Genomic DNA, 12,667 nt, shown 5'->3' on the forward strand with positions numbered 1-12,667 from the left:
TCTTGCCCATGTGCCCGCCCTGATTCAGGTAGCCCGGTGAGCGCCATGGTGACGTCGGCCGCCACGCTCGCGCGTCCCCAGACGAAGTTCGTCGGCGGGTCATCGCGCCGTCGGCTGCGGTCGGTCCCGGCGCAGGCCGGTCCGGTCGTTCCGCTAGAGCTGGGCAACCCGCTCCAGCTGTCGAAGACGATGCGGACCCGGCTGCTCGCCGCAGTGCGGGCGCTGGTGTCGTCCACGGCGCTGGCCGGTGCGTCGGACGGCGCGCGGCTGGCCTCGGTGGTATTAGCAGCGAAGGCGAGGGTCCGTGACGACTACCAGGCGTCAATCTGGGCTGCGGAGCTCGGTCGGTGGCTGGGGGTGTCTGAGTCGACGGTCGCGCACACAGTGCTACCGCAGCTGCGGGGGGCGGGGTTCCTCGAGTCGAACGTCGCGACGAACGCCATCGGGCACGTGACAGGCCTGAAGTGCTCGGTGATCCCGATGTACCGGGCGCAGAAGGCCGGCGACCGGCGGCACGCGCTGGCACTGTCCCGCTCGGAGCTGGCGGTGCTGCTCCGTTTGATCGAGGTGTTGTTCGGTCCGGGGTGGGCGCCGAAGGGCAAGGCGCCTGTCCCGGCCGGGCTGCTCGCCGGGCGTACGGGGCGGGGTGCGGCCACCGATCGGCTCGGGCTGCTGTTGATGGTGCTGACGACGGGTCCGGCAGGGTGGCTGCGGATGTGCCCCGGGTCGGTGGACACCGACCGCGGGCGTCCGGCGGCAACAGTCGGGCGGCTACTGGGTTGCACGGCTGCCGCCGGTGCAAAGGTGCTCAAGCGCCTCCAAGAGCACGGCGTCGCGGACGTGGTGCGACAGGAGACCAGCTCGGGCCTGAACGCGCGCTCGCGTGTGCGCCTGGTGCCGGTGGCCAAGGCCCACGGTCTGGCCGTTCGGGAGGCCCCCCGGGCGGCACAGGCCGTGTTCTCAGACCTCGCCGATACTGCATCCGGAGATCTCGAGCCCAGCAAGACGGACAAGTCCCTTGTGATTACTGGGGCGGAGAGCCCCGGACAGGCCGAGAGGGCCGGATCGGCAGACCTCGCCGCAACTGCACAGCACCACGCTCTCCACGCTCCTGTGGTTACTGCCCGTGGGTCTCTTACGCTATCTGGTGGCTTTTCCGGCGAAGGCCGTCGTGGGTCCGGTGATCTCCCGGACCACGCGCGTGCGCGCGAGGACGGCCCACTGCGTGGGGAACAGCCGAAGGAGTACTCGGTCGTCGACGGCGCGAAGTGCGGACACGGGCCGGTGGCCAGAGCTTCGGTGCAGGTCGTGAACAGTGCGGGGCAGGGCAGGCAGCAGCCAGGGAGGGTGCCTCTGCCGCCGGAGGATCTGCGGGCCATCCTGGCGCCAGTCGACCTGGTCTGGGCGCGGCTGGAACGCCCAGCCGCCCGCCGCCTGGTGGAAGCCGCGACCCGCAGAGAGCTAGCCCGGGCGGTCGGGTTTGCCGGTCGCACGGATGCGCCGCAGGTCCTCGCAGACCGGCTCGCCCGGCGCCTGACTGACCAGATGCGACTGGCCGGGCCGATCAAGGACCCGGTGGGCTGGCTGATCGGCCTAGGCCTGCCACAGCGTCAGGAGTGCGGCGACGTACGGTGCGACGACCGCGTGCTGCTCAGCTCCGGCCAGGACTGCCCGCGCTGCGAAGACCGGCAGGCCGACCGCGGTGCCCAGCGCCGCACGGTCGCGGCCGCCGTCGACACCGCCATGCCCGGGGCCTCGGAGACCGAGCGCCGAGCAGCAACCGAGCAGCAACTGCACCAGGCCGTGACGGCCAGGGCGTGGACGAAAGCGCACGAGTGGGAGCAGCACCGCGCTCGCCAGGCCGGCGCAGTTCAGGCCCGTGCTGAAGCGGCGGCCGCGCAGCCGCCTGCGGATGTCCCGTCCGCACCGATGGCCCGGATCATGCTGCCTGCGCCGCGTCCGGTCGCCGTGCCTGACCCGGTCGTCGACGACGTCGACCAGGAGCAGGAGCTCGTCCTGGAGGAGCTGACCCGCGAGCAGGTCCGCGACTGGCGGGTGTGGGCGATGAGGGACCACCAGGTGGTGTTCGATCACATTGATCAGCATGGCGAGACGTCGGCCAGACGACTGTTCAGCCACCAGCTGGTCGATGAAGCGCAGCGCCTGGCGGGTACCCACCACCTGGTTCTCGGGCACACCACCTGGAGCCATGCATGAGCGGCGGCGAGGTGACCGGCGTTGGGTCGTACTGCGGTCGGCGATGCGCGTCGCGCGGAAGAAGGGCAGCGGCCAGAAGCCGAAGCAGAAGTCCTGGGTCGTCCGTATCCTGCGGTGCAACGGGCGCGAGTCGATGAGCCTCAGTGCCGCGATCGGCGCGCTGGTTACCGAGTTAGTCTGGGAACTCCCGGCCGTCGGGCCGCGCCCTCACTCAAGTACGACGGCTCACCTCCGCTCGCGCGGAGAGGACGCCGGAACCCTCTACCAGGTCTCCTCACCCAGGAGAAACTTGCGGACCGTGCCGGGGTCAGTCGTGACACGGTACAGCGCATCGAGCATGCCACCACCAACCTCCGGCAGGCCGACCTCCTACGGATCGCCCGCGCCCTGGATACCCGGCTCGCCGACCTCCTCCAGGAGCAAGCCAGGCTTGACTAGTACTTCTGGCCGCATCAATCAAACTTCGACCTTTTGGGCCAAGTGGATTGCGCCACCGCAGTAGCAGAACATGATGCGGCTGGTTGCCAGGCATCGGACGGCATTCCTGGTGGTCATGTAGTCCTCGTGTGATGTGGAACGGATGGCCCCCGCCCGACCCCGGCCGCCGACGGCTTCGGGGTCGAGCGGGAGTAGGGCCCGCCCGCGACTGATCGGCGCGAGCAGCAGCCGCGAGCGGGAGATCAGGGTCGGGTGCTCGGCTTTGGCTTGGCGGGCCACTGCGTGCCGGGGCGATCCCACGACGGCCGGTGGTACGGGTCGTAGTGGTCGCCCGTATGCCCAGGCTCCCGCGTGCACCGGGCACTCGTCTGCTGGTGCACGTCCCAGCAGTAGCACGGGATGATGTCCGACGACTCGTCCCTCATCGGCGTGCCTCCCGCCACGCGCGGCCGAGCCGTACCACCGTGGCACAGGCGGACCCTGCTCGGCAGGCAGCGCAGGTCAAGGTGTGCCCGAGTAGCGTGCGGTAAGCCCTTTCGCCGTGTGGCCGGGCGGGTTTCGTCAGGGTGATCATTGGTGGGCCTTCCAGCATGTGGGGCAGCAGCGGGGGAACCATCTGGCCGGCGTGCCGTGGGCGTCCACCAGGCGGGGGCTGAGGTCGTGCGCCGTGCCGCTGGCCAGCGCGACGGAGCACCAGAGGCAGTGCGCGCCGCGCTGTTGGGCGCCGGACAGGTCCGCTGGGTCTGGTAGAGCGACCTCGTTCACCTTGGTTGTCATCGCCATGGGCAGCCCTGTCGCAGTCGGTGAGGAATGCCGTCGACCGTAGAGCTCGTCTGTGCGCGCACACCAGCAATGTGCAGATGTGTGCGCAGAACATCTCTGCAAGGGGGATTCCTGGTCGCGCGCTCTTGACGGTAACGGGCAACTGGCTGACGGTGATGCACACAACTGCACACCACGTGGACGGAGACCAGCATGTCGTTACTGTTCATCGGGATCGACCAAAACACTGGGGACCACGAAAGCCCCACAGTGTGGGTCGACCAGGAAAAGAAGGAACTCATCTTCCAGGGGTGGAAGCCGGGCCCGGAACTCGAAGCCGAATGTGCTGCGCTCGAACTACCTGGCCATGCCGTAGGCATCCCGGACAGTGAGGCTGTGATCCGTATCCCCGCCAGGATGGTGCACGTGATCAGGGAGGCGTGCGATGCCGTCGAACGTGCCGCTCAGCTTCCGTGACCTCCTCGCGGACTGCACCCAGTCCGCAGTGCACCTGGAGATGCGCGACGCCTACGCAGTCGACTACGAGACCGGCCCCTTCGCCGACTGGCGCGCCGGCCACCGATACGATCCGGCAGATCGTGCGTCATGGTGGCGGCCCTGGCTCGACCTCGTCGCCGAGACTGTAGGACGCGGCGTCACCATGCGGCGGGCCCGGATCGTGTCCGAGCCAGTCAGCGAGTACATCCAGTACGAGCACTCGGGCACTTTCACCAACGTGGCAGCAGGGGAGAATGTGCGGTGGCTGCCCCGGCGCCGGGCGTCAGACATTGCGCTACCAGGAAACGACTTCTGGCTGTTCGATGGCCAACTGGTTCAGTGGAACCACTTTGCTGGGGATGGGTCATCTCAAGGGCCTGAAATCACCGAGGACCCAGCGGCGGTGAAGCTCTGCGCGGACGCCTTCGAGACCGTGTGGGAGCGTGCTGTGCCGCACAACCAGTACACGATCCGCTGAACCGAAGCACCGGATAGGCCACATGACGATCCCCTCCTCTTCCGCGCAATCCGCACGCGAGGTCGTGGCGCAGCGTCTGCGCCATCTGCGGAAGGGGGCGGGACTCACCGTAGTTGAGCTTGCGAGCGGGTGCGGGTGGCACCACGCCAAGACGTCCCGGATCGAGAACGGCCGCACCGCTCCGACCGCCACGGACATTCGGCTGTGGTGCCGTACCGTCGACGCGGAGGACCAGGCCGAGGACCTGATCGCGCAGTCACTCCACGCTGAGTCGATGTACACCGAGTGGCGCAGCCGGGTCCGCAACGGGCTGAAGTCCCTTCAGGACAGCGCCGTTGCATTCTTCAACGAGACCGAGCTGTTCCGCGTCTACTCCTCCTCGCTCGTCCCCGGCTTCCTCCAGACTGAGGGGTACGCGGCGGGAGTTCTCGGCATGTCAGCCCGGTTCCGTGAGCTGCCCGTGGACGACAGCGCGGAAGCGGCGAGGGCCCGAGTGAACCGCTCGCAGATCATCCACGAACGCAGCCACCGGTTCGTCTTCCTCATCGAAGAAGCAGTGCTGTACTACCGGATCGGCGACATCGAGGCGATGGCGGCGCAGCTCGGCTACCTGCTGAGCGCCGGCGCCCTGCCCGCGGTGTCACTCGGCGTCATTCCGGCCAGCAGTCCGCGGGGGCAGTGGCCGCGAGAAACGTTCCATGTGTATGACGACTCACTGGTGTCGGTTGAATTGGTGTCGGCGCAGGTGCGCATTACACAGCCCACGGAGATCGGGTTGTACGTTCGGGCATTCGAGGAGCTGCGGCGCACGGCGGTCTACGGAGCTGAGGCGAGGGCTTTGATCACGAAGGCGATTGACGCGCTGGGCTGAGCCGTTCAACGCCCAGAGAATCCGCAACGAATCTGCCCGGAGAAATTCTCCACGCTGAATGCACATGTCTTGTGCGCTCGCTGCCAACTCTGCGTCTCCCCTGCGCCCCATGATGACCAGCGAGTCAGTAACCGGCGCGCAGACCAGACACGTCGGCAATCTCGCAGGCTGACGCCCATCACCGGAGGTTTTGATGCGCAGAGTGAGGCACGTGTACCTGGTCTTAGCTGCAGCCTTTGCCGTGGTGTTCACGTTCGGATCGTCTTCGGCGAACGCACTGGACATTCCCGGAAGTTCCGGCGTAGGCGGTTACGCACACATCACGAACGGCCGGTCGGACCTCTGTCTCGCCGTACCAGGCGGCAGCATGGAACCCGCCGCGCAGCTGAACCAGTTCACCTGCGGGGAGTGGGACGATCACTTCTGGGTCCTCCAGCTTGCCTTCACGACCGACAACGGCAGCCGCGATTGGTACACGATCCAGAACCAGAACAGCGGAATGTGCCTGTCGGTGGATGCCGCCCGGAAGGACAACTTCGCTCCCGTCACCCAGTACCCCTGCGGATGGCCCGCGGCATACGTCGACCAGTATTGGGCCCTCAATGGCAAGGGCATGATCGAGAACGGCAAGGCGATCGAAGGCTGGGGCCTTGAGAACTACAACAGCCGAAAGTGCCTTGCGATCAAGGACGGCAGCACGGCCAGCACCGCACCCGCCGTCCAGTACGACTGCGGGTGGTACGGCGATCAAATCTGGTACTAGGCCGTGGCCGTAAAGCCCCGTCGTACGCCGGGAGGGCGTCACGAGCCTGACCTGGGCCTCCTCTGCTGCACTACGAAGGCCACCGCTTCTTCTTTCGTTGCCGTATCCGTGGAGGCTTGCACGTAGTCAGGAGTCATGGCCGGGAAACTCCAACGGGGTGCGTTGGCCGAGGTCTGGACGACGGCTGACCCCGGACGCACGAAACCGCCCCTGCCCGGCTGCGGCCGGAGCAGGGGCGTCGTCATGAGCGGCGGCGATCCGGCGGGAGTCCGGCCGCGCTGGGGCTGTTCGGCAAGGGATCCGGGCTGCTCGGCGTAGTCCGGCGGCACACCAGGGCATTCGGATCACCTGGTGGCGCCTGGAGGCTGTACCCGTCCGGGCACGTCTGCCCGGACGGCTCACCTCCGCTCGCGCGGAGAGGACACCAGCATGTTCCGCTGCGAGTTCCCAGGGTCCGGCTCACCTCCGCTCGCGCGGAGAGGACGTTGTCGGCGGTCTTCGAACCTGGACCCCTTTGGGGTCGGTGATTTTTGACCCCGTGTGCAGTTGTTCAGCCGGTTGCCGCGTTCGGGGTGCGGCCGATGTCGCGGTCTTTCAGCCGGTAGGAGTCTCCTTTCAAGGAGAGCACATCGGCGTGGTGGACGAGACGGTCGATCATGGCGGCGGCGACGGTGTCGTCGCCGAAGACCTCTCCCCAGCGTCCGAAGGGCTTGTTGCTGGTCACGATTACGGACGCGCGTACCTCCGCTCGCGCGGAGAGCACGTCAGCTCACCGTACCCGGACTCAAAGAGGATCGGCTCACCTCCGCTCGCGCGGAGAGCACTCGCGACGGTCCTGCTCGGCCTTGCGCTCAGCCGGCTCACCTCCGCTCGCGCGGAGAGCACTGCTGCGCGGTCATCACGCGGGCCCGGTCCCACGGCTCACCTCCGCTCGCGCGGAGAGCACTACGGCATGGCCCCGGACTTCACGTTCGGGGCCGGCTCACCTCCGCTCGCGCGGAGAGCACAACTGGAGTGTGGCCAAGGGGAAGCGCCGCAACGGCTCACCTCCGCTCGCGCGGAGAGCACGGATGTCACCCGGCTCTGGTGGATGCGGTGGGCGGCTCACCTCCGCTCGCGCGGAGAGCACTCGGCGACGACCCGGAGCGGGGTGCGGAGGCCCGCTCGCGCGGAGAGCACTTCGCCGTGGGCGGGAGTCGGTCTCACGCTGGCGGCTCACCTCCGCTCGCGCGGAGAGCACAAGTTGCAGGTCAGAGCCCCGTGGCTGGGCGCCGGCTCACCTCCGCTCGCACAACTGGGGCGCCGACCTGCTGCCCGGCGGCAACGGCTCACCTCCGCTCGCGCGGAGAGCACCGTGGGTCGCGGACCGGACCGGCAGATCACGGCGGCTCACCTCCGCTCGCGCGGAGAGCACGACCGGGCCGACGCCCGGTGAGTCCGCGCCGCCGGCTCACCTCCGCTCGCGCGGAGAGCACGACCGGGCCGACGCCCGGTGAGTCCGCGCCGCCGGCTCACCTCCGCTCGCGCGGAGAGCACGTCAGCGTGTCATTCATCCCGGCAGTCTCCCCCGGCTCACCTCCGCTCGCGCGGAGAGCACCCGTGGATGACGCGGGCGTACTCCGGGTCGACCGGCTCACCTCCGCTCGCGCGGAGAGCACGCGGGGTGCGCGGGGGCGACGGACAGTACCTACGGCTCACCTCCGCTCGCGCGGAGAGCACGTGATCAAGGGCGACTTCGACGGGATGAACTGCGGCTCACCTCCGCTCGCGCGGAGAGCACTCAGCGTCGCAAAAGCCGCCGACGGAGAAACCCGGCTCACCTCCGCTCGTGCGGAGAGCACGCTCCGCCGGATTATGAGTCCGTCGTTCACGACGGCTCACCTCCGCTCGCGCGGAGAGCACTCGATCGCGTCGACCAGGGCCTCGCGGGCGGCCGGCTCACCTCCGCTCGCGCGGAGAGCACGCGGCCGGTGCCCGAGACGCGGGCGGGATTGACGGCTCACCTCCGCTCGCGCGGAGAGCACCGGTGGCAGTGCCATGGCGGCCTCCCGTCATTCGGCTCACCTCCGCTCGCGCGGAGAGCACGTCTGGTGCCGGCCGCCGACGGGGAAGGTGAACGGCTCACCTCCGCTCGCGCGGAGAGCACCCGATCGGCACCGGGGCCCCGACTCCCACGTCCGGCTCACCTCCGCTCGCGCGGAGAGCACTGAGCCTCCGCTCGCTCCGCGACGGCCTGAGCCGGCTCACCTCCGCTCGCGCGGAGAGCACGGGGTATTGCTCGTTCATCCTGATGCCCCCATCGGCTCACCTCCGCTCGCGCGGAGAGCACTTCGCCGCGAGATTCGCGGGCTTTGGTCGCCTCGGCTCACCTCCGCTCGCGCGGAGAGCACGAGGCCAAGGGCGTGCACGGTACGGAGATTGACGGCTCACCTCCGCTCGCGCGGAGAGCACGAGCCCATGGGGCCTTGACCGGGGGTACGAACCGGCTCACCTCCGCTCGCGCGGAGAGCACGACACCTTGAGGTGCGCCGAGACCAGCCGCGCCGGCTCACCTCCGCTCGCGCGGAGAGCACCGTGCACGCTCAACGTCCGCCACGGATGGCGCCGGCTCACCTCCGCTCGCGCGGAGAGCACCGTGCACGCTCAACGTCCGCCACGGATGGCGCCGGCTCACCTCCGCTCGCGCGGAGAGCACGCGATCAGGTGGTCAATCTGCTCGCACATGACGGCTCACCTCCGCTCGCGCGGAGAGCACGCTGTCGTTCCTCATGACCGGCTCCCCCGCTTCGGCTCACCTCCGCTCGCGCGGAGAGCACGGAAGTCCGGACGGGGACCGCTGTCCCCCTTACGGCTCACCTCCGCTCGCGCGGAGAGCACCGCGCCGAAGTCGGCAAGGCTCTGACAGAAACCGGCTCACCTCCGCTCGCGCGGAGAGCACCACGCGTCGATTGTCGAGGTCCGGTTGAGCACCGGCTCACCTCCGCTCGCGCGGAGAGCACCCATACCTGAGACGCCACGCCCTCGGCGTTCGCGGCTCACCTCCGCTCGCGCGGAGAGCACTGGAAAGCCTGCGGCCGCAGCTGGCAGACCGGCGGCTCACCTCCGCTCGCGCGGAGAGCACGCGGCGTACCCGGCCGCCGTCTTGTGCAGAGACGGCTCACCTCCGCTCGCGCGGAGAGCACCGGACTACAAGTCCCCCTACCTTCTAAGTCACCGGCTCACCTCCGCTCGCGCGGAGAGCACCGCATCGCGTCGTCCGGCCGGTGGTTGTCCAGCGGCTCACCTCCGCTCGCGCGGAGAGCACATTCGGGCTTCAGTGCCATTGGGTCCTCACTTCGGCTCACCTCCGCTCGCGCGGAGAGCACCCGACACCTCTCCCCAGACTGGGGAGAGGTCACGGCTCACCTCCGCTCGCGCGGAGAGCACCCTTCGCGACCTGCGCTTACCCAGCCCCTTTGCAGCTTCTTTGCCAAGTCTCGTGGTGCATGTATCTCGATTCGCCGTAGTCGCGCAGCGAGTGTAAGGCCCGGTCCTCATATCGCAAGCACATCGGGCTATTTGGGGCTGTTGTCAGTGCGGGGTGCTATCTCTGAGCACATGGTGAAGCACGAGGGGGCTGTCTCCTCAGAGAACTGCTTTCTGGATACTCGTATGTGGGGGAAGGAGCACGGGCTGTCGCGGCCGTATCCGGTGATGTGTCATCTCCTGGACACCGGGGCGGTGTTCCAGGAGCTTTGGGACGTCGTTCTGAGCGACAAGACCCAGGCTGCCATAGCGGATGCACTCGGTCTGAACGCGGTGGAGGCGCGCACGCTGGTCTCGTTCTGGGCCGGATTGCATGACATCGGCAAGATCACGCCCCCGTTCCAGGCCCAGGTTCCCGCCTGTTACAGCCCGGTTCGTAGCGATCCCGCCTACGTCAGTGCGCCGGGTGCCGAGACCGAGAAGAGCTTCCGCCATGAGATCGCATCTCACTGGGCCCTTTCCGAGCTGTTCGCGGCGGCAGGCTATCCCGGCGACAGACGCCTGCCCCGGAAGTCTGTAGGTCAGCAGGTCGCACAGTTGTTAGGCGGGCATCACGGCCTTTTCGGGGCGGTGTTGAAGGCGAAGGAGGCGGCGCAGGCCAGCAGCTACAACCCTGGTCTGGGGGCACAAGGCTGGGCCGGCCAAAGGCGAGCGCACTTCGAGGAGCTTCGACGTGCCATGGGGGCGTTCGCGGTTCCTGTGGGTGGGTTACCCGCCGGACTGGCCGTGGTGGTGGCTGGTTTGGTCGTGGTGGCGGACTGGCTGGCGAGCCAGACATCCGCGATCGAGCCGCGTATCCCTGAGCCTGGCTGGTCGGGCACGGCAGAGGAGGTCGATGTGTACTGGCAGGCAGCGGTGAAGGCCGCGCCGGGGCTGGTGCAGGCTGCGCGGCTGGGCCGGGCCCGGTTCTCGGCCGAGGAGTTCGATGCGATGTTCCCCTTTGCCCCCAACAGCCTGCAGCGGGATCTGGCGGAGCATCTTCCCGGGTTGGTCGGTGAGCACGGGGCTGGGCTGGTGCTGGTGACGGCCCCCACCGGTGACGGGAAGACAGAGGCAGCGTTGTTCGCGTCTTCGTTGCTGGGGCGGGCAGCGGGGGCTCGGGGTTTGTACTTCGCATTGCCGACTATGGGTACGGCGGACGCGATGCTGCCGCGGGTAGAGGCGTTCGCCTCTCGGTCCCTGTCCGGTGAGCGTGCGTTGATGCTGCTGCATTCGATGGCGTGGCTGAGTTCCGCAGACGCTGGGGGTAAAGCAGCCGCTTTCGAAGTCCCGGTCGGCGAAGGCTTGATGAGTGCCGGGAGGGGGACGGTCGTCGAGGCAGACGGGTGGCTGCGGGGCCCGAAGCGTGGGCTGCTCGCCCCCTTGAGTGTGGGCACGATCGACCAGGCCCTGAGTGCTGTGCTGCCTCTGCGGTACAACGCGCTGCGGCTATTCGGGTTGTCGGACAAGGTGCTCGTGGTCGATGAGGCGCATGCCTACGGTCCGTGGATGCATCAGCTCCTCGTACGGCTTCTGGAGTGGCTGGGCGCTATGGGTGCCCCGGTCGTGCTGCTGTCGGCCACAATGACGGGCCGTTCGGCCGGCTCACTGGTCGACGCGTATCGGCGTGGTGCCGGGTTCCGCGAGCCGTCCCGTGTGGTTCCGCGGTATCCGGGCTGGCTGTTCTTGAGCGGGGTCTCGGGGGAGGTGTCGGCTGCGCGGAGTACCGCGAGCAACCGTGCCCGGACGCTGAAGGTGTCACGGCGGCCGGTGGTGTGGGACGCCGCGGAGCCGGCTGGTGCGCCGGTCCGGGAGGACGGTCGGCGTGCGGCGCTGCGGGAGGTGCTGGCTCCCGTCGTCGCGGAAGGCGGAACAGCCCTGGTGTGCTGCACGACTGTGGCAGAGGCCCAGCAGACGTACCGGGATGTGCGGGCGGCATTCCCTGGTCTCGTGGCCCGTCCGGATGGGTTGCGGTTGCTGCACTCCCGATTTCCGGCAGATATGCGGGCCTCGATCACGGCCCGCTGCGAAAGTATGTACGGCAAACCCCTCTCCGGGGAAGCGGTTACGGCACGTGCAGCGTCGGTGCTGGTGGCGACGCAGGTCGTGGAGCAGTCCCTGGACTTCGATTTCGACTTGGTGGTGAGCGACCTTGCCCCGTTGGCGCAGCTGTTGCAGCGTGCCGGACGCGGGCGGCGGCATGAACGCGGCCCTCTCGGCCGTCCGCGGTGGGCGGCGGCGGAGGACGAACCAGAGCTGGTCGTACTCGATCCGCTGCCCGTGCCCGACGGCTCCGTCCCGCGTTCATGGGGAAAGGTCTACGACACGGGACTGCTCAGACGCACTTCCCAGATTCTGTTGAAGTGCGCCGGGGAGGGCATCGCGGTTCCCGCTGGTGTGCAGCAGTTGGTGGACGAGGTGTACGAGGAGGACTTCGTCGACCGGCTGGAGGGCGCAGCCCGTGAGGAGCTGGCCCGGCTGGATGAGGAGCGAGCAGCGGTGGAGGCGGCCGAGCGTCATCTCGCGGCGTGGACCGGTATCTGCGCGCCGGCGGATGTGAAGGGCGATCTCAGCAAGCTCTCCCGGCGGGAAGTGGGGGTGACCGAGGAGTTGCTGACGACCCGTCTCGGTGCTGACACCGGGCGGGTGCTCTGCCTGTACGAACAGGCAGACGGGGTGGTGACGCTCGACCCCGAGGGGAAGGCTCCCGTTCCTGCCGGGGGCAGGTACGGGCTCAAAGCGGCGGAGCTGGCCGATGTTGCGCGGCGGGTGGCACCGGTGCCAGGGCGATGGCTGCGCGGCGGCGAGCCCGCCGGTGCTGTTCTTCAGAGGTGGGGAACGCACCCCTCGCTCCGCGACCTCGTTCTGCTGACCATGAGCCCCATGGGGGACGGCACCTGGAGGTGCCGGCACGGGCGCTACACGATCTCCATGTCCGAGGTCGGCCTCGAAGCCGAATGAATTATGCATGCTTTCTCCACTTGGCCCAGATATTTCCGCTACGTTCCAAGTTCGGCCTCCCGTAGTCGAGTTGTCGCCGCTCGCCACTTTGCCCCATACATCCCGGTGCTCAGAGCGGCGACACTGGCAGCGCGCGACGGGGGCCATCGGCTTCCGACCAGGCCCAGCATCTTCT

At 68.4% G+C, this 12,667-nt stretch carries 8 protein-coding genes and 2 CRISPR repeat arrays; of the genes, 7 read left to right on the plus strand and 1 reads right to left on the minus strand.

What is annotated here, in order from left to right; translation table 11 throughout:
• Nucleotides 1-45: 45 nt before the first annotated feature.
• The 6 genes from OG842_RS44675 (at nucleotide 46) to OG842_RS44695 (ending at nucleotide 6,027) form a co-directional block, all read left to right on the plus strand.
• Nucleotides 46-2,217, plus strand: a complete 2,172-nt coding sequence (locus tag OG842_RS44675) for a hypothetical protein (RefSeq protein WP_266738482.1) — start codon at nucleotides 46-48, stop codon at nucleotides 2,215-2,217.
• A 114-nt stretch (nucleotides 2,218-2,331) separates the two neighbouring features.
• Nucleotides 2,332-2,655 carry a helix-turn-helix transcriptional regulator gene (locus tag OG842_RS45620; protein WP_353962622.1) on the plus strand — a complete coding sequence of 108 codons (324 nt, stop codon included), beginning with the start codon at nucleotides 2,332-2,334 and terminating at the stop codon, nucleotides 2,653-2,655.
• Nucleotides 2,656-3,630: 975 nt separating this feature from the next.
• A complete protein-coding gene (locus OG842_RS44680; protein ID WP_266738248.1) occupies nucleotides 3,631-3,894 on the plus strand; it encodes a hypothetical protein in 264 nt (87 codons plus the stop codon).
• Nucleotides 3,863-4,393: a DUF6879 family protein gene (locus OG842_RS44685; protein WP_266738247.1), complete on the plus strand. Its 531-nt coding sequence runs from the start codon at nucleotides 3,863-3,865 to the stop codon at nucleotides 4,391-4,393. The genes OG842_RS44680 and OG842_RS44685 overlap by 32 nt, the downstream gene beginning before the upstream one ends.
• 22 nt (nucleotides 4,394-4,415) lie before the next feature.
• A complete protein-coding gene (locus OG842_RS44690) occupies nucleotides 4,416-5,264 on the plus strand; it encodes a helix-turn-helix domain-containing protein (RefSeq protein WP_266738246.1) in 849 nt (282 codons plus the stop codon).
• A 211-nt stretch (nucleotides 5,265-5,475) separates the two neighbouring features.
• Nucleotides 5,476-6,027, plus strand: a complete 552-nt coding sequence (locus OG842_RS44695) for an RICIN domain-containing protein (RefSeq protein ID WP_266738245.1) — start codon at nucleotides 5,476-5,478, stop codon at nucleotides 6,025-6,027.
• Nucleotides 6,028-6,577: 550 nt separating this feature from the next.
• Here the strand turns inward: OG842_RS44695 and OG842_RS44700 are convergent.
• Nucleotides 6,578-6,751 (minus strand): ATP-binding protein, encoded by a 174-nt coding sequence (locus OG842_RS44700; protein WP_266738244.1) that lies wholly within the window; start codon nucleotides 6,749-6,751, stop codon nucleotides 6,578-6,580.
• Nucleotides 6,752-6,761: 10 nt separating this feature from the next.
• Nucleotides 6,762-7,157: direct repeats of the CRISPR family, unit length 29 nt; unit sequence CGGCTCACCTCCGCTCGCGCGGAGAGCAC.
• Between the two features lie 194 nt (nucleotides 7,158-7,351).
• Nucleotides 7,352-9,453: direct repeats of the CRISPR family, unit length 29 nt; unit sequence CGGCTCACCTCCGCTCGCGCGGAGAGCAC.
• A 171-nt stretch (nucleotides 9,454-9,624) separates the two neighbouring features.
• Between OG842_RS44700 and cas3 the strand changes: the two genes are divergently transcribed.
• Nucleotides 9,625-12,492, plus strand: coding sequence for a CRISPR-associated helicase Cas3' (cas3, locus tag OG842_RS44705; RefSeq protein WP_266738243.1), 2,868 nt, complete (start codon nucleotides 9,625-9,627; stop codon nucleotides 12,490-12,492).
• Nucleotides 12,493-12,667: the final 175 nt, after the last annotated feature.

Origin of the sequence: Streptomyces sp. NBC_00376 (assembly GCF_036077095.1) — a bacterium.
Classification (GTDB): domain Bacteria; phylum Actinomycetota; class Actinomycetes; order Streptomycetales; family Streptomycetaceae; genus Streptomyces.

Excerpts from the sequence above, each read along its gene's own strand:
- OG842_RS44675 (WP_266738482.1), top strand. The coding sequence starts at position 46 with ATGGTGACGTCGGCCGCCACGCTCGCGCGTCCCCAGACGAAGTTCGTC.
- OG842_RS44680 (WP_266738248.1), top strand. The coding sequence starts at position 3,631 with ATGTCGTTACTGTTCATCGGGATCGACCAAAACACTGGGGACCACGAA.
- OG842_RS44685 (WP_266738247.1), top strand. The coding sequence starts at position 3,863 with ATGCCGTCGAACGTGCCGCTCAGCTTCCGTGACCTCCTCGCGGACTGC.
- OG842_RS44690 (WP_266738246.1), top strand. The coding sequence starts at position 4,416 with ATGACGATCCCCTCCTCTTCCGCGCAATCCGCACGCGAGGTCGTGGCG.
- cas3 (WP_266738243.1), top strand. The coding sequence starts at position 9,625 with ATGGTGAAGCACGAGGGGGCTGTCTCCTCAGAGAACTGCTTTCTGGAT.